We start from the raw sequence: 16,954 nt of genomic DNA, 5'->3' as shown, positions 1-16,954 counted from the left end.
TGAGCCGACGCCGGAGATGGGACTCGGATCGGATGAACGACGCCTCGGAAGCGCGGGACCGCCCCCGCTACACTCGCGACGAACTGGTCGCCGAACTCGGACTGTCCGCTGATTTCGCCGAGAAGGCTTGGAATGCATTCGGTTTCGTGCGTCAACCGTCCTCGGACAAGGTTTTCTCCGATCGCGACCTCGCCGCGCTCCGGATGTTCGCATCCTCCTCGGCGGCGATGCCGGAGACCAGCCAGATCGCGATGGCCCGGGCGATCGGACAGACGATGTCCCGGCTCGCGGAGTGGGAGGCCGACCTGCTGCGTGACATCGTCGACGACCCCGCGGTGCCGTGGGACTTCGACCAGATGAGTCTCGCGCTCGGCCAGATCCAGCAACTCATCTGGCGTCGGCACATGGCGCAGGCGATCGAGCGTCACACCGATCACTCCGACGACGAGGAGATCGATCTGATCGTCGGATTCGCCGACATCGTCGGCTATACAAGCCTTTCCCGGCGCATCGATCTGAATGACCTGGAGTCTCTGCTCGGCTCGTTCGAGGACGACACCTTCGACGTGGTCGTGGATCATGGTGGCCGCGTCATCAAGACCCTCGGCGACGCGGTGATGTTCACCTTCGACGACGCCCCCGCCGCCGCGAGTGCCGCGCTCGAGATCCATCAGCTCTCCACGGACGACAGTCTTCCGCCGTTGCGGGTCGGCATGGCGCGCGGTTCAGTCCTCGCCCGACTCGGAGACGTCTTCGGCGAGCCGGTGAACATCGCCTCGCGCCTCGCCGGATCCGCCCGTCCCGGAACCACACTCATCGACGACGCGATCGCCGACCAGCTCGGCGGTGACGACCGCTTCTACCTCAAATCGATACCGACACTGCGCGTTCGGGGGTACAAACACCTCAAGGCCCGTGTCCTCGAAGCACACCGCGACGGGCCGCTGAACGACTGACCCACTGGCGAACCTCATTTCGACCGATGGACTTCGATCGAAGTCCATCGGTCGAGTTGAGGTTCGCCGGTCACAGCGACTCATGGCTGTGGACGGTGGCGAGCTGTTTGCGCCCTGCCCGGCTATCGTCATCGTCGAACATTTATGGTGGTTCGCGAAGTCAAAGGGGGAATTTTGTCGGACATGATCGTCGATCCAGCGGCTGTCGGGGCGTCAGCGACGGAGATCTCGAGATGCGCATCCCGTCTGATGGCGTTGGAGCTCACCTCCCATGCCGGACTGGACGGTACGACAGCGACCTTCAGCCAGCTCGCCGGCCAGTTCCGCGGAGCTTCGAGCGACATGTCCGCGGTGGCGGCGGGTGCCGACGAACGGATCGCATCCGCGCTGGCCAATGTGTCCGGCACGGTGTCCTCGTTCTCCGAACTGGTGCTCGGCGCCAAAGACACCACCGTCGAGACCGATCAGGCGAGTGCAAGCACCATCAAGGACGCCGTGGCGTACCCCGCCCGCGGGGGTCAGCAGACAGATCACGTGGTCCCGCTGAACGTCCTGCTTTCGGTCCAGTAGACCGTGCCACCCAGCTACAACGACGTCATGTCCTGGAACCCCGAGGTCATGACGTCGATCGCGAATGGGATCACTCGACTGCAGGCACACCTGGAAGTCGAGGCACCAAAGGCCGGAGAACCCGTTCTCAACCTGACGCGTGCTCAGTGGACCGGGATGGCTCGGGGTCCTGCCGATGATCGCGCCGAGGGCCTCACCCGGTGGATTCGCGGTGTGGCCGATGAGTTCGGTGATTTGACTTCCGTACTCGCGAACGGACAGAGCAGCATCCGCGACGCGATGAAGGCTCTCGAGACCCGAACCACCCTTGCCGACTCCGACGGCTACATCCTCGACCGCGGAAGCCGCGAGTACACCGTCAACTTCGACGCCGGTCGCGCACCCGAGGGTGCCGAGTACGACGCGGGACGAGCCTACGAACACCACGCCGCGCTGATCGGTCTCGGCACCGCGGCCGATAACGCGGTCACCGCGACCCGAGACTCGATCAATTCCGCACTCGGTGAACTCGGCGGCATGACACCCGCTGCGAACGCGGTCAACCGCGGGATCGTCGATGCGAGTCTCGCGGCCAGTGACGCCGCCGCCGTGCGTAATGGCACGGCAACTCCGGAGCAGCGGGGGCGCTTCCTTCGCGCAATGGACTTGACCCCGAAACAGTTGGATGAGCTAAAGGCCGGGCAGCCCACAGACGTCGACCCGTCAAGACTCGAGTATCTCAAGAACGCGTTGGGACTCGCTCCGGGAAGCTCTCTTGCCGGTCCGGCGGCAACAGCCGCAATCTCAGCGATTCAACGACGCGGTGAAGATATCGCAGAGGCCTACAGTCGGCCGCGACGGGCAATCGGCCAAGCGGGGATGACTCCTGCCGAAGTCACGCGCATGAATACCATCGGCAAGGCGATGGCCAAGGGCTCGTTTCTCCTGGGATTGGGAGTCACAGGCTACGACGAGTACAGCAAGTACGCTCGCGACGAGCAGGACGGCGGAGATGCGACAGCCGCGGTCGCGGGGTCGGTCGGCGGCGGGATTATCGCAGGTGCTGCGGCCGGGGCGGTGGTCGGCACTTTCGCAGGTCCCGTCGGCACTGCGATCGGCGCCGGGATCGGGGCTGCGATCGGCAGCAAGGCCGGGGCAGATGCAGCAAAAGTTATGAAAGGGTGGTTCGACTGATGGCTGAGCCGTTGCGACCTTCGGGGAAGAGACACCGTCCGAGACATCGCGCACCGGACACGGAGGCGGCGTGGCACCCCGACACCTCGGTAGCAAGAAAAGGACTATCCACGTGGCTATCAGATAGCACAGTGAGCTATATGATCCGAACTCCGCTCGTATGCATGCCATCCGGGATTGCATTTTTCGTGGGGTTGCTGGCCGGAGGCGCATTGTCCAGTTGAGGAATTCAGCTCGAGGCGACTCTTGATCTCCACGGTCGAATACGCAATCGCCAACCTCGGCAGCACGGCGACGCTTCGCGCTTCGACGCCGGCGCTGGATTTCTCGCCGGCACCGGCCTGGTATGACATGGACACCGAGACCGCTCACGAAGCTAGCGCAAGTCGAGTCCTCCTACGTTCGGAGACTCCGGTTCCAGAGTTCGTCTCGAACGTAGTGGTCCAATATCTCGACCTGGGCCCCATTGACGTCCTTCGGTTGGACACGCTCGATACCACGCTGAACATCGCAGCACTGCAGAACGCTACAGTGCTGAACCACAGTGCGCACCGAGACGGCTATCTCTGTGTAGACGACGGAAACTACACAGCCGAGGGTCGCGAGTTGCGTCTTCGCCGATCGCAGTTGGCCTACCGCGGATCGGATGGGAACTCGATGCTGTCCCTGTTCACGGGTACCGTCCCGATCGCCGATTGGGACCGGGTAATCAGCGAGATCACCGAGATGGAGGACCGTTGGCTGCGGACGACGACAACAACAAGTGGCGGGAACTGAGGACCTACTTCAGTGGGAGGTTCTCGATGTTCGTCACCTACCCGATCCTCTGTTTCATACTTGGATTGGTCCTGGCCTACTTCACCAGCACGTCCTGACCACGGCGCCGAGAGCTACCGGTGAACCTCACGCCGACTCTTCGACTTCGATCGCAGTCCGGCGGTCGAGCCCTATGTCGGAGTTCGTGTTCGGCGCGACGATGACGCGGCGCGCATCGTCAAATCGCAGGGAGCAGTATGGAATCGAATCACGACGTCAGAAGCCAACGTCCCTCGCCCGGAACCCTGATGGACGGACAGTCCGATCGATGAGTCGTCAGTATGTCGGACGGCATAGGCACGCCGAAGGTCACGAGCCGGCGGAAGCGTTCTCAGCACGCTTCTCACGGTCGGTGTCGGACACGACCAGCTACCTCGTCAACACTGCGATCTGCCTTCCGTCTGGCATCGCATTCTTCGCCGGCCTGTTCTGCGGCCACACGATAGCCGGTTGAAAGGACGAGCCCTGACCCAAGCCCAACCCCCAGACCTCAACTCGACCGAAAGACTTCGATCGAAGTCCATCGGTCGAAATGAGGTTCGCCGGTCAGAGCGAACCGGGCCCTACGCCGCTGATCCGCACCTCGCTCGCCTTGACCACCAGGTAGACCGCTAGTCCGGTGACGAGTCCGAGGTCGGCGACCGCCGCCCAGGTCACCTCGGCGGCGACGATCTGCTCGCCCACCTCGGCGGTCATCACGGCGTGGTCACCCCGGGGCGCGACGTCACGGACGGTCGCGGCCAGCGTCGTACGCGGACTGCCATGCGGCGCTTCGAGATAGACGGCGACGGCCCGTGGCGAGAACGTGGCCGCTGCCCCGGCCCCCGGTGAGGGTCCATCGACCTCGACACCGCCGACGACCCGATTGCCGGAGGCGTCGACGACGGCGTCGCCCGCGTCCAGGAGGCCCACGAACAGGTTGAGCCCGGACAGCGACGCCGCGAAACGACTGGTGGGCCGTGCCAGAACCGCACGCGTCGAACCGGATTCGACGACGCGACCGTCCTCGAAGACCAGGATGTCGTCGGCCAACCCGAGAGCGTCCACCGAGTCGTGGGTGACCATGATCGTCGTGCGGCCCCGATCGGCGAGAAGTGTGCGCAACAGCGCCCGCAATCGGCTCGCGACATCGACGTCCAGGGCCCGAAACGGTTCATCCAGCAGCAGGATTCGGGGCTGCGCCGCCAGCGCTCGGGCGATGGCAACCCGCTGCGACTGGCCGCCGGAGAGCTGGTGCGGTTTACGGTCGGCGAGGGCGGTGACCTCCGTTGCCGTCAGCCAGCGTTCCACTCGTGCCCTGATCTCCGACCTCGAGAGACGCTGCGCCGAGGGCGCGAACGCCACGTTGTCGGCGACCGTCAGATGCGGGAACAGCCGCGCGTCCTGCGACAGTAATGCGATTCCGCGCCGACTGGGCGGCACGAAGGTCGTCGCGTCACAGAACACCCTGTCGCCGAGCACTATCCGGGACCGATCGTCGCCGCGCACCAGCCCGGCGATCGCGCGCAGCATCGTCGACTTGCCGGCGCCGTTGGGCCCGACGACCGCGGTGGTCGCGCCCGCGGCGAACCGGTGCTCGACCCGCAACGCGGGCACCTCGAGGTCGATGATCACCTCCAGATCCGCGCCGGTCACAAACCACCCCCGACGCGCGAACGGCGGCTGTGCACTCCGACGACCACGATCAGGGATACGACAACCAGGATGAGCGACAACGGGATCGCGGCCTGTGGGTCGTCGATGGCCGACACATAGATCGCCAGTGGCGCGGTCTGGGTCACCCCGGGCGCGTTGCCGGCAAACGTGATCGTCGCACCGAACTCGCCCAGCGCCCGCGCGAACGCGAGCACGAGACCCGCGAACAGAGACGGCAGGACCAACGGGAGCGTGACCCGCCAGAGCGTCCGAGTCGGCCCCGCACCCAGGGTCGCGGCGACCTCCTCGTATCGCGTCCCGACGACGCGCACCGCGCCCTCGACGCTGATCACGAGGAAGGGCAGTGCGACGAAACTCTGGGCCAGTACCACCGCCGTTGTCGTGAAAGCGATGTCGATGCCGGCCGCGTGCAGATGTTCCCCGACGATCCCGAGCCGGCCGAAGGTGTACAACAGGGCAAGACCACCGACCACGGGCGGTAAGACCAAGGGCAACAACACGAGCGCGCGGAGCACCCGGATCAGCGGACCGTCATATCGCGCGAACACCAGTGCCATCGGCACCCCGACCATCAGGCAGATGACGGTGCTGCACGCGGCGGTGATCAGTGACAACCGCAGCGCGTCGAGCGACGAGGGCGACGAGATCTGATCGACGAAGGTGCCCCACGGCGAACGGAGGAGCAGCGCCAGCGGAGGTAGCACGATCAAGACGACGCCGATCAGTGCCAAGCCGTACGTCCAACCGGGCAACCCCGCCGGGTCCCGTCGGGAACGAAGGACCGTGCTCAAGGCGCCCCGAACCCGGCGTCGCGCAGGATGCGCTGACCGTCCGCGCCCAGGACGAGGTCGACGAACTGCGTGGCGAGTTCGCCATCCCCGGCGCCGGCGAGGACCGCGATCGGGTAGGAGTTGACCACGGCGGCGAATGCCGGCTCTGTCACGGTGGCCACCTTGTCCCCGGCTCCGCGCGCGTCGGTCACATACACCACGCCCGCATCCGCTTGGCCGGTCGTCACCTTGGTCAGCACCGCGCTCACCGACTGTTCCTCCGAAGCGGCGTCGATGGTGACACCGGTGTTTCGCTCGACGGTCTCGGTCGCGGCGCCGCACGGTTGAGCCGACTGGCAGATGACCGTCGTGACGTCAGGCTTGTTCAGATCGGCGAACGACCGGATCCCGCGGGGATTGCCCGGCGCCGTGACGATCACGAGTGTGTTGGTGGCGAAGACCGCCGGTTCGACGGCGAGATCACCCAGCTTGCGCATGTTCTTCTCGTCGGCGCTCGCGAACACATCGGCCGGCGCCCCCTGCTGGATCTGGTTGGCCAGCGTCGACGATCCGTCGAACGACAGTCGTACCGTGACGCCGTCGTGCTGTGCCTCGAACTCATCGGCGATCGCCGTGAACGTCGTCTTCAGCGACGCCGCCGCCGAGATGTCGAGGGTCGAGGCCGCAGACCCGCCGGCAGACGAGCACCCTGCCACGATCAGCAGTCCGGCCGCGGCGACTGCGACGATGGACCTCCTCATCTGGCCTCCCTGTTGGTCTCGACGATCACCGTCGTCGCCTTGACGACGGCCGTGGCCACGACGCCGGGTCGTAGATCGAGTTCGTGCACTGCGTCCGCACTCATCAACGACGTCACCTCGAACGGACCGCATTGCAGGGTCACCTGAGCCATCACCGCGTCCGTGCGGACATCGGTGACGAGACCGGTGAACCGATTGCGCGCCGAGCGTCCGACCGATGCCCCGTCGTCCGGTGCCACCGCGCGCTCGCGGGCCAGCGCGGCGAGCCGTGCGCCATCAACGGTGGCGACCGGTCCGCCATCGGACTGTTCCAAGACGCCGGTGGCCACCCATCGTCGAACCGTGTCGTCACTGACGCCGAGCAGAGTGGCTGCGTCTTTGATCCGAATAGCGGTCACGACGACATCTTATCCGCAGATGCGGAGATATCGGTCTCCGGCGTCCGCAGGCACGGATCTCAAAAAGGTTGACTTCAACTCAACTTGAAGTCTTACGCTCGGTTTCGGTCCGACCGTCGGATTCGCAGCCCCGCAACCGATGAATTCGGTGCGGGCAGACGGTCTGACTTCGAGTACGAGATCGCCACACCCCGAACATGCCCTGAATTGTTCCCTGACGTCACCCGCGCGCCACGTAATTCGGTCGCGGCTGTCACACCCCCTCTATACCGTGGAGAAACATGAGCTCAGTCACAGTTCCCACCACCGCACCGGGAGAAGTCGCGACGGCCGATGTCGCCATCGAAGCCATCGACCTGGTGAAACGCTTCGGCGATTTCACGGCGGTCGACGGCGTCAGTTTCACCGTGCCGCGGGGTTCCGTGCTCGGCCTGCTGGGCCCCAACGGCGCCGGCAAGACCACCACCGTCCGAATGATGACCACCCTGTCGCCGCCCACGAGCGGGACAGCCCGCATCGCCGGCTACGACGTGCGGGAACAGCCCGGGATGGTCCGCCAGAACATGGGCCTCACCGGCCAGGCGGCCACGGTCGACGAGATCCTGACCGGCCGCGAGAACCTCCGCATGATCGGCGGTCTGTACGGCATCGGACGCAAGACCCTCGCACGTCGATCGGAGGAACTCCTCGAGCAGTTCTCCCTCTCAGAGGCCGGTGACAAACAGGTCAAGTCCTACTCCGGCGGAATGCGCCGCAGACTCGACCTCGCGGTCAGCCTGCTGGCCACGCCACCGGTGCTCTTCCTCGACGAGCCGACCACCGGCCTCGACCCGCGCAGCCGTTCCGAACTCTGGGACGTCCTGCGCGATCTGGTCGCCGACGGAACCACGTTGCTGCTCACCACGCAGTATCTCGAGGAAGCCGACCAACTCGCCGACGACATCGTCGTCATCGACAAGGGCACCATCATCGCGCACGGCACGTCACTGCAGCTCAAGGAGCAGGCCGGTTCGGCCAGCCTGGTGCTGACCGTCTCGCACGCCGACGACCTGACGACCGCCGAGTCGCTGTTGCGCAAGAACGGGGCGGAGGTGTTCGTCGACGTGGCGGCCCGCCGGCTCACGACAGCCGCAGCCGGCCTGGGCGACCTGCCCCGCGTCGCCGCCTGGTTCGACGAGAGTGGCATCTCCGTCGACGACTTCGGACTCTCCCGGCCGAGCCTCGACGACGTCTTCCTCTCCCTCACCGGCCACCGCGCCGAGGAGTCGAGCAACACCGACGACACCGACAACACCACCGACGAGGAGCGTTCCTGATGACCACCACGGCACAGACCCACGCTGTGGTCGCGGACAAGCCGCGGATCCACCCCACCACGATCTGGCAACAGGCCTGGATCATGGTGAAGCGCAACATGATCCACACCAAACGAATGCCGGAGATGCTCTCCGACGTGACCATTCAGCCGATCATGTTCGTGCTGCTGTTCGCGTACGTGTTCGGCGCGTCGATCCAGACCGACTCGGCGTCGTACAAGGAGTTCCTGCTCCCGGGCATCATGGGTCAGACGATCGTGTTCACCGCGTTCATCGTGTCCACAGGTATCACCGCCGATCTCGAGAAGGGCATCATCGACCGGTTCCGGTCACTGCCCATCCAACGGTCGTCGGTGTTGATCGGACGCAGTATCGCCAGCCTGCTCCACAGTTCGATCGGCATCGTCGTCATGGCCGTGACCGGCCTGGCCATCGGCTGGCGAATCAGGGGCTCGTTCGGTGAGGCGGTCCTCGCATTCGCGCTGCTCCTGCTCTTCGGCTTCGCGATGATCTGGTTCGGCATCCTCATCGGTTCGTGGCTCCGGACGGTCGAGGCCGTCAACGGCTTCATGTTCTCGGTCCTGTTCCCGATCACGTTCCTGTCGAACGCGTTCGTCCCGACCGAGCCGATGCCCACCTGGCTTCGGACGATCGCCGAATGGAACCCGATGTCGTCACTGGTCCAGGCATTGCGTGTGCTGTGGGGTAACGGCCCGGCATTCGGTCCGGATGCGGCTCTCCCGCTGCAATATCCGGTCCTCGCCACCCTGATCTGGACGGTCGCGCTGACGCTCATCTTCGCGCCGTTCGCGCTGCGCGCCTACAACAAGCGAACCTCGGATTAGACCACCACCCGACCGAGGTTCGTCGACGCGACCCGCTCAGGCAGTCAACGTGATTGCTTGCAGCGGGTCGCTGTATATCGCGTCGAGAGACACCGCGCCGGCGGCCTGCTGCTGCACGGTCGCTCCCGAATGTGACACGCGCACATCCCGTTTGCTCACGATCGAGGTCTCGCGCACGGCCTTCGCGACCGTCGGCAGGCCGGCCGCGTAATCGGTGAACGCCTGTCCACCGAGGATGATGTGATCGGGATTGAAGATGTCGGCGATCAGTCCGACCGTACGTCCGAGCACCTCCGCCCGCTCTTCGAGCAGACGACGTGCCGTGAGGTCACCGCTACGGGCCAGGGCGTGGACATCTTCCACATCGGTCGCCGAGAGGCCCAGTGCGCGTGCAGCTTCCACGACACCGGTGTCGCTCACCGCGGGCTCCAGGCGCCCCGTCCGGTTCGGGTCGAGCAACGTGGTCGATCCGGTCGGGAAGTGACCGATCACCGGCGGTCCCGCGGTCGGCGTGTGCACGGTCCCGCCGACGCTGAACGCGATGCCGAGCATCTCGCGCGCGTAGAAGTACAGGAAGCTCGACTGCTGGTCGTCGGGGTTGAGCACGAGTTCGGCGGCTGCCATGGCCTCGACGTGGGACGCAACCGACACCGGCAGCCCGACGGCCTCGGCGATCGTCCGGCCGACCGGCGCGCCCTCCCAGCCGAGTCGGGGGTGGTCGACGATGCCGCCCTCGGCCACGCGCCCACCGAGCGCGACACCGACCCACAGCACCCGCCGGCCCGTCCAGCGCTCGGCGAAACGCCGTGCGCTGACACCGATGGCGGTGAGTGCTTCTTCCGGTGAATCGGCATGCGGGGTAGGGATCTGGATGGCCCCGACGACACGATGCAGCAGGTCATGGGTGGTGATCGCGGTGACCTTGTATCCGATGTGGATACCGAGGGTGAGGAACTCGGAGATGTTGACCTCGAAGGGCAACCGCGGCCGCCCGATGGCGCCCGAGGGCGCAAGGTCGGCCCGTTCGCGGATCAATCCCGCCTTCAACAGCGCACTGACCTGGCGATTGACAGTGGAGATGCTGAGCCCGGTGCGCTCGGCCGCATCGTCGCGGAACAGCGGGCCGGACAACCGGGCGGCCCGGAGGACGAGCGCCGCGGGTTTGGTCGACAACTCCAGGCGCGGCGTTGCGACGTGCACCCGCTGGTCCCCCTTCACTGGTCCGCGTCGGTCGGCATTCGGACCCTTGGGCCGGGCCGACGGTACGGATGTCAACGGTACGGGCTGGCGCGTGCCCTGTGGCGCACGACGCACCGCGCGGGTGACCGGCTGACGCCGGACGGGAGAGGCGGGGGCGTTGCGCAGGGTACGGGTGGAGAGTTCGGGCAGTGTGGCGGTCATGATCGTCCTCGTCGAAAGACCCCGCGGATCGTGGGGCGTAAGCCGGAAGCTGGTGCTCTGAGCAGAGACTCGAGAAGCGACGCCCCGGGGAGGAGATTGACTCGGCGGGGGTCGGTCAGCGCATTCGACGACAACAGAGAACGCGGGCAAGCGGCAGACGACAGCCCAGCGCGGTGGTCACGTAGGTGACCTCCGTGAGCCTGTGGTCGGCACTTGTCATGCGGATCAAGCTAGCAACGCGGCCCCGTACCGGCAAGCCCGTCCGACCCCTGGTCACGGGCACCGACGACCGGTCGCACACGCGTCCACCGGCGAGAATAGGCCCGTGGCGCGACGCGGACAGGGGTTGCACTCACCCTGATCCGAAGTCGCTCGGCGTCCGGTCGCTCGACCTGCGAACCGAAGGAGAAGCGGACCGTGGTCGGCTTGGCCACTCGGGTCGAGGCTGTCGGTGCACCCCGGTAGATTGTGAGCATGACCACAACCAGCCCCGCGGCTGAGTCCAGCGCCGCGACCGACGCCGAGTTCCTCGAGGTCAGCGAGCCGTTCCGCCGCGAGATCATCGCTCACTGCTACCGGATGACGGGGTCCCACCACGACGCCGAGGATCTCGCCCAGGAAACCTTCCTCCGCGCATGGAGGGGCTACGGGAAGTTCGACCATCGGGCGTCCGTGCGCACGTGGCTGCACAAGATCGCGACCAACACGTGTCTGACTGCTCTACAGAGTTCACAGCGACGCCCCCTCCCCTCCGGCCTCGGTGGCGACGCCTTCGACCCCACCGACGACCTGCTGCAGAACCACGAGGTGCCCTGGCTCGAGCCGTATTCCGGCACGGCCGACGAGATCGCACCCGCCGACGACGCGGACCCCGCGTACGTGGTCGGCGCCCGCGAGTCGGTACGGCTGGCCTTCATCGCCGCATTGCAGCATCTTCCCGAACGACAGCGGGCCGTCCTCATCCTCCGCGACGTGCTGCAGTGGCGCGCCGCCGAGGTCGCCGACACCATCGGCGTCACCACCGCCACCGTCAACAGCCTTCTGCAGCGAGCCCGCGAGCAGCTCAAGAACGCTCGGCCACAGGAGGATTCGGCCGGTGCGGGAGCGTCGACGACACTCGACGACGACGCCAAGCGCGAGCTGCTGGCCCGGTACGTGTCGGCCTTCGAACGCTACGACGTCGACGCGATGGTGGAGCTCTTCACCGACAAGGCGATCTGGGAGATGCCGCCGTTCACCGGCTGGTACCAGGGCGCAGAAAACATCGCGACGCTCATCCGTCGCAACTGTCCGGCCGAGAAATCGGGCGATCAGATCATGCTGCCCACGACAGCCAACGGGCAGCCGGCCTACGGGCTGTACATGCGCGAACCGGACGGTGTCCACCGACCGTTCCAGCTCCAGGTGCTCGAGATCGACCCGCAGACAGCCAAGGTCAGCCATGTCGTCGCCTTCTTCAGCGACGACATGGAGAGCGATTTCGCACGCTTCGGTCTGCCGGCGACCCCGTACGACGCACCGGAACGCACGACGCCCAGCCCCTGGCACTGAGACCGTCCGGTTCTCGCGGGGCGCCGCTCAGTCGTCCGACGTCTGCGGGATCTGCGCGGGGTCCATCCACACGATCTCCCAGGCATGACCGTCCGGGTCACAGAAACTGCGGCAGTACATGAAGCCCAGGTCCTCGGTTGCGCGGAGTTCTCGGCCGCCGCACCCGAGCGCCGCTTCGGCGAGCCGGTCGGCGTGTGCGCGGCTGTCAGCGGAGATGGCCAGCAACGACTCGCGGCCCTGCAGTGGGTCGGCGACTGCGGTGGCCGCGTAGCCGGCGAATCGTCGTCGCTGCATGAGCACGACCATCGCCGAGTCGTTGATCATCATGCACGCGCTCCCGGCGTCGCAGAAGATCTCGTCGAAGTGGAAGCCGAGCGACCCGAAGAACCGACGAGACCTCGCCACATCCACAACGGGCAGGTTCACGAACAGCATCGGCGTCACGGGCGCACTCCAGACATCTCGGGGTCGCTGATACTGACCCGCCCGACGCCTCGAACTCATCGAAGCCGACATAGGGTGCAGGAATGGGTGTGATCTATCTGGTTCGTCACGGTCAGGCGAACGCATTGGCGTACGGCATCGCCGACGCCACCGACGATCTGAGCAACGGACCCGGCGGTCTCACCACGGCCGGGGCCACACAGGCCGCGCTGTCCGGTGGATTTCTTGCCGGGCAGATCGACACCTTCACCGCAGCCGCCAGTGGCGACCTCCCGCGCCAGCGGCAGACGCTGAGCGGCGTGCTGGGAGCTTTCGACACCGATCAACCTCAGCCGCACGTCGACCCGGGGTGGAACGAGTACTCACTGCCCGCACTGGTCGGCGAGGCCACGCCGGAGATGTATCGCGACGGCCGCAGCTACCAGGAACAGCTGGACAAGGGGCTCGCGGCCTGGATAGCGGCCGGCGAGCACGACGCAGCTCCCGGCCTCGACGGCGGCCCCGCCGAGAGCTACCCACAGTTCAAGGCGCGCGTCTCCGACGCGGCCGCCCGCGCCACCGAGCTCGCCGGGTCGGGTCAGACGGTGCTCGTGGTGTCCTCGGCCGGCACCATCACCCAGTGGATCGCCCAGTTGTGGGGCATCCCCGACGAGACCTGGCCGGCGATGGCCCGCACGATGGTCAACGCGTCGATCAGCAAACTGATCGTCGGCCGCAGCGGCGTCTCGGTGGTGTCGTTCAACGAGCACGGTCACCTGTCGGACCGCGACGGCGGGATCGCGACCTTCCGGTGACCCCTCATGACGCGCCCTCCGCAAGCTCCGGGCGCGCCTCAGCGTCTGCGGCCTGGCGGCCGTCGAGGACTACGACAGAACCCGTTGTGCTCGGAGCGAGCCCAACCACTGCTCCCTGAGGAGGCCGGAGCTTGCGGAGGCCGTCACGAAGGGTCCTGGTGAGATGCGTGACTCGACCCTTCGTGACGCGCCCTCCGCAAGCTCCGGGCGCTCCTCAGGGAGCAGGATGGGTCAACCCCTCCGCAAGCTCCGGGCGCTCCTCAGGGAGCAGGATGGGTCAACCCCTCCGCAAGCTCCGGGCGCTCCTCAGGGAGCAGGATGGGTCAACCCCTCCGCAAGCTCCGGTCGCTCCTCAGGGAGCAGGGCGGGTCACCCTCCGCGCGCTCCTCAGCTCAGGGAGCACGGTGGGTCGCTCATCCCGGATCGCGACCCCAGGCTCGAAGCCTAGGCCCGGTGCAGGTTCTCGCCGGGTCGGGTGATGACGACGTTCGGCAGGACCGCGTACCGCGACAAATGGGTGATCGAGTGGGCGATCACCGCGATGTCGTCGGCCGTGATCATCTCGTCGGCGGGAATGCGGTCTTTGAGCCAGTCGGTCATGTCGGTGTTGACGTAGCCCGGTGCGATCGTCGTCGCGCTGACCCCGCTGCGTGACTCCTCGAGATTGAACGTCTCGCACAACGAGATGAGCGCCGCCTTGGTGGCACCGTAGGCGGACAACTCCGGCTCCGGATAGACGCCGGTGATCGAGGCCACGGCAATGACTTTCGCGGCCCCGTGAGCCTCTGCAGTGGCGCGCAGGGCGGGCAGCGCGGACTGCAGGAGGATGTAGGGAGCGCGGACATTCACTTCGTAGAGCCGGTCGAAACGCTTCACCGGGAGGTCGGCGATCGCACCCTTCGAGCCCATCCCGGCGTTGACGATCAGCGCGTCGAACCGCCCGAATGCCTCCGCATGAGCCGTACCGAGCGCGCTGATGGCGTCGGCGTCGGTCATGTCCGCGGGTACGACCTCCACCCGCCCGGCGCCACGCTCGAGAAGCTCAGCCGCCTTCTTCTCCAACGCTTCTCGACCACGTGCACTGATGGTCAGGTCCCAGCCGTCGACGGCGAACCGGTCGGCGATGGCTGCACCGATCCCCCTCGACGCCCCGGTCACCAGCGCGGAACGGTTGTTGGCCGATTCACCCATTGAACTACCCCCTGTGGATGCGCGCACCGCGCGACTGTGTTCTGTTGACGCCGTTGCTCGATCAGCTGATGTGGCGCAGACCGTCGGCGATGAACGCCGCCGTCGCCTCGCCCGCCTTCTCGGCGCCCTCGCCCGACGACGCCCCCGAGAGTGCGCGGTAGGTGATCCCCTCGGCGATCACGCCGAGCTTCAGGTTCGCCAGGCCGAGGTAGAAGTCCCAGTCGCCCAGGTCGGCACCCGTTGCGGTGGAATACTTCTGGGCGATGTCGTCGACCGACGCATAACGGTCACTGGTCCAGGCCGCGGCGAAGCCGAGAACCTGATCGAAGGCGCCGGTGCGGTAGACGCACATCAGCGCGACATCGGTGAGCGGATCTCCGAGGGTCGACATCTCCCAGTCGACGACCGCCGCGATCCGGGCCGGATCGTCGGCGTCGATGATCGTGTTGTCGACCCGGAAGTCACCGTGCACCACCGACTCTCGTGCCTGCTCCGGAACTCGCGCGGCGAGCGCGTCGACGAGACGCTCGACGTCGGGGAGTTCACGCGTCTTCACGTGCCCCCACTGCCGCGCCCACAGCTTCACCTGGCGGGCGGCGAAACCCGCGGGCCGACCGAACTCGCCGAGCCCGACCTCGCGATAGTCCACCGCGTGCAGGTCGGCGAGCGTCTGGACGAGGGCATCGAGATTGCGGGCGACCTCGTCGTCGGAGTAGGCGTCGAGGTCTGCCGCGGTCCGGACGACGCGGCCGTCCACGAACTCCACCACGGTGCACGGCGCACCGATGACCGAGCCGTCGGCGTCGAAAGCGACGGTCCGCGCGACCGGGACCGACGTCGACTGCAGCGCACTGGCGACCGCCCATTCACGGCCCATGTCGTGAGCCGACGGGGTGAGTCCACCAGTCGGCGGCCGGCGCGCCACCCACGTGGTCACGCCGTCGGTGACCGTGTAGGTGAGATTGGACTTGCCGCCGCTGATGAGGTCGATGGTCAGCTCACCTGCGGGTTCGACCCCGTTGTCGATCAACAACCGGCGCAGGCGATCCTGGTCGAGCGCTGCGTCCGTGGCGGTCATCGGGCACCCGCCGATACCTTCGTCTCGAGCGCCTGCTGGGCCTTCTTCGCGCGCCCGACGGCGCGACGGGCGATCGCCCACCGGTGGACCTCGGACGGACCGTCGTAGATGCGGAAGGGCCGGAGTTCCTGCGACAGACGGGCCAGCGGGAGGTCGGCCGACACGCCGAGACCGCCACACATCTGGATGCTGCGATCGGCGATCCGCGAATACGCCTCGGCAGCAAAGGTCTTCGCGATCGATGTCTCGTCCGAGGCGTGGTTGCCCAGATCGAGCTCGTGACAGGCCTTCAGCAGCAACGCGCGAGTGGCGGCGAGGTCGATCTCGTTGTCGGCGACGAGTTGTTGGATCATGCCCAGATCTCCGAGGCGGCCACCGAATCCCTCACGGCGCGAGACGTAGTCGACTGCGACGTCCTGACAGCGCTTCGCCGAGCCGAGCCAGCGCATCACGTGGGTCATCCGAGCCGGCCCGAGCCGGACCTGCGCGTAGCGATAGCCCTCGTTCACCTCGCCGAGGATGTCCTCGTCGGGAACGAAGAGGTCGGTGAAGGTCACCTCGCAGTGACCGCCGATCATCGCTTTGTCGATAGTGTTGATGTGACGCCCGACGGTCAACCCTGGTGCATCGGCGGGCGCGAGGAACATGGTGGCCCCGCCGCGGTCACCGGGCGCGCCCGAGGTCCGCGCCATGATGATGAAGAAGCCCGCACCGTCGGCGCCGGTGATGAAGTGCTTCTCGCCGTTGATCTTCCAGCCACCGTCCACGCGGACGGCTTCCGTGCGCAGCGCGTTGGGATCCGACCCGGCGCCCGGAGCGGGTTCGGTCATCGCGAACGCCGAACGGAGATCTCCGGCGGCCAGCGGGGCGAGGTACTTCTGCCGCTGATCCTCGCTCGCGATGTGCGCGAGCATGTGCACGTTGCCCTCGTCCGGCGCGCCGATGTGCAGGGCGATCGGACCGAACGTCGAATACCCGGCCGCCTCGAACACCGGCGCGCGGTCGCACATGTTGAGACCGAGTCCGCCGTACTCGACGGGGGCATGCGGGCCGAACACCCCTGCCTCCTTGGCCTTGGCGTTCATCTCGCGACGGATGTCGTCACCACCGGCCGCCGTGATGTCACCGGCCGCCTCGTCCTCGATGGGCAGGACGTAGTCGCGGACGAAGGCCTCGGTCTTCGCGACGACGTCGAGCACGTCGTCGTCGTGCCGCAGGTCTATGGACATGGTGA

General features: G+C 66.6%; 17 protein-coding genes. 8 read left to right on the top strand and 9 right to left on the bottom strand.

Annotation, left to right across the window (positions count from 1 at the left end; translation table 11 throughout):
- Nucleotides 1-32: 32 nt before the first annotated feature.
- From ACFVHY_RS06775 to ACFVHY_RS06760, 4 genes are all read left to right on the top strand, one after another.
- Complete coding sequence (locus tag ACFVHY_RS06775) at nt 33-956, top strand: adenylate/guanylate cyclase domain-containing protein (RefSeq protein ID WP_065630310.1); 924 nt, start codon at nt 33-35, stop codon at nt 954-956.
- A gap of 183 nt (nt 957-1,139) precedes the next feature.
- Nucleotides 1,140-1,526, top strand: a complete 387-nt coding sequence (locus ACFVHY_RS06770) for a hypothetical protein (protein ID WP_390269963.1) — start codon at nt 1,140-1,142, stop codon at nt 1,524-1,526.
- Between the two features lie 27 nt (nt 1,527-1,553).
- Nucleotides 1,554-2,699: a hypothetical protein gene (locus ACFVHY_RS06765; RefSeq protein ID WP_390269960.1), complete on the top strand. Its 1,146-nt coding sequence runs from the start codon at nt 1,554-1,556 to the stop codon at nt 2,697-2,699.
- Nucleotides 2,700-2,945: 246 nt separating this feature from the next.
- Nucleotides 2,946-3,476, top strand: coding sequence for an acetyltransferase (locus ACFVHY_RS06760; RefSeq protein ID WP_390269958.1), 531 nt, complete (start codon nt 2,946-2,948; stop codon nt 3,474-3,476).
- A gap of 585 nt (nt 3,477-4,061) precedes the next feature.
- On the opposite strand, the gene ACFVHY_RS06755 is transcribed toward ACFVHY_RS06760, so the two are convergent.
- Genes ACFVHY_RS06755 through ACFVHY_RS06740 form a run of 4 tightly spaced genes read right to left on the bottom strand, consistent with a single transcriptional unit; the run spans nt 4,062 to nt 7,100 of the window.
- On the bottom strand, nt 4,062-5,150 hold the full coding sequence (locus ACFVHY_RS06755) for a sulfate/molybdate ABC transporter ATP-binding protein (RefSeq protein WP_390269955.1): 1,089 nt from the start codon (nt 5,148-5,150) through the stop codon (nt 4,062-4,064).
- Nucleotides 5,147-5,962 (bottom strand): ABC transporter permease, encoded by an 816-nt coding sequence (locus ACFVHY_RS06750; RefSeq protein WP_390269952.1) that lies wholly within the window; start codon nt 5,960-5,962, stop codon nt 5,147-5,149. The genes ACFVHY_RS06755 and ACFVHY_RS06750 overlap by 4 nt, the downstream gene beginning before the upstream one ends.
- Entirely contained in the window at nt 5,959-6,702 is a 744-nt protein-coding gene (gene modA / locus ACFVHY_RS06745) for a molybdate ABC transporter substrate-binding protein (RefSeq protein WP_390269949.1), read from the bottom strand. Before modA ends, ACFVHY_RS06750 begins: the two co-directional genes overlap by 4 nt.
- On the bottom strand, nt 6,699-7,100 hold the full coding sequence (locus ACFVHY_RS06740) for a molybdopterin-binding protein (RefSeq protein ID WP_137810905.1): 402 nt from the start codon (nt 7,098-7,100) through the stop codon (nt 6,699-6,701). Before ACFVHY_RS06740 ends, modA begins: the two co-directional genes overlap by 4 nt.
- A 281-nt stretch (nt 7,101-7,381) precedes the next feature.
- Between ACFVHY_RS06740 and ACFVHY_RS06735 the strand changes: the two genes are divergently transcribed.
- Together ACFVHY_RS06735 and ACFVHY_RS06730 are read left to right on the top strand one after the other, a co-directional pair.
- Nucleotides 7,382-8,416 carry an ATP-binding cassette domain-containing protein gene (locus ACFVHY_RS06735; protein WP_058252272.1) on the top strand — a complete coding sequence of 345 codons (1,035 nt, stop codon included), beginning with the start codon at nt 7,382-7,384 and terminating at the stop codon, nt 8,414-8,416.
- Nucleotides 8,416-9,261, top strand: coding sequence for an ABC transporter permease (locus ACFVHY_RS06730; protein ID WP_058252273.1), 846 nt, complete (start codon nt 8,416-8,418; stop codon nt 9,259-9,261). Before ACFVHY_RS06735 ends, ACFVHY_RS06730 begins: the two co-directional genes overlap by 1 nt.
- A 36-nt stretch (nt 9,262-9,297) precedes the next feature.
- Here the strand turns inward: ACFVHY_RS06730 and ACFVHY_RS06725 are convergent, their stop codons facing one another.
- Nucleotides 9,298-10,461, bottom strand: a complete 1,164-nt coding sequence (locus ACFVHY_RS06725) for an ROK family protein (RefSeq protein WP_137810916.1) — start codon at nt 10,459-10,461, stop codon at nt 9,298-9,300.
- A gap of 675 nt (nt 10,462-11,136) precedes the next feature.
- Between ACFVHY_RS06725 and ACFVHY_RS06720 the strand changes: the two genes are divergently transcribed.
- Nucleotides 11,137-12,213: a sigma-70 family RNA polymerase sigma factor gene (locus tag ACFVHY_RS06720; protein ID WP_390269944.1), complete on the top strand. Its 1,077-nt coding sequence runs from the start codon at nt 11,137-11,139 to the stop codon at nt 12,211-12,213.
- Between the two features lie 27 nt (nt 12,214-12,240).
- Here the strand turns inward: ACFVHY_RS06720 and ACFVHY_RS06715 are convergent, their stop codons facing one another.
- A complete protein-coding gene (locus ACFVHY_RS06715) occupies nt 12,241-12,657 on the bottom strand; it encodes a VOC family protein (RefSeq protein WP_390269941.1) in 417 nt (138 codons plus the stop codon).
- 83 nt (nt 12,658-12,740) lie between these two features.
- Here ACFVHY_RS06715 and ACFVHY_RS06710 point away from each other — a divergent pair, with 83 nt between their 5' ends.
- Nucleotides 12,741-13,451 (top strand): histidine phosphatase family protein, encoded by a 711-nt coding sequence (locus ACFVHY_RS06710; RefSeq protein ID WP_390269938.1) that lies wholly within the window; start codon nt 12,741-12,743, stop codon nt 13,449-13,451.
- A 444-nt stretch (nt 13,452-13,895) separates the two neighbouring features.
- Here the strand turns inward: ACFVHY_RS06710 and ACFVHY_RS06705 are convergent, their stop codons facing one another.
- The 3 genes from ACFVHY_RS06705 to ACFVHY_RS06695 all read right to left on the bottom strand — a co-directional run bounded on the left by ACFVHY_RS06705 (nt 13,896) and on the right by ACFVHY_RS06695 (nt 16,949).
- Nucleotides 13,896-14,642, bottom strand: a complete 747-nt coding sequence (locus ACFVHY_RS06705) for an SDR family NAD(P)-dependent oxidoreductase (protein ID WP_390269935.1) — start codon at nt 14,640-14,642, stop codon at nt 13,896-13,898.
- 61 nt (nt 14,643-14,703) lie between these two features.
- A complete protein-coding gene (locus ACFVHY_RS06700) occupies nt 14,704-15,720 on the bottom strand; it encodes a phosphotransferase family protein (RefSeq protein WP_390269932.1) in 1,017 nt (338 codons plus the stop codon).
- The gene (locus tag ACFVHY_RS06695) at nt 15,717-16,949 is read right to left on the bottom strand and encodes an acyl-CoA dehydrogenase family protein (protein ID WP_390269929.1); all 1,233 of its coding nucleotides are present in this window, start codon (nt 16,947-16,949) and stop codon (nt 15,717-15,719) included. The genes ACFVHY_RS06700 and ACFVHY_RS06695 overlap by 4 nt, the downstream gene beginning before the upstream one ends.
- Between the last annotated feature and the right edge of the window lie 5 nt (nt 16,950-16,954).

Origin of the sequence: Gordonia sp. NPDC127522, assembly GCF_042672305.1 — a bacterium.
Classification (GTDB): Bacteria; Actinomycetota; Actinomycetes; order Mycobacteriales; family Mycobacteriaceae; genus Gordonia; species Gordonia hongkongensis.
The sequence above is the reverse complement of the archived record's forward strand: the minus strand, read 5'-3'. Positions and strand labels throughout refer to the sequence as shown.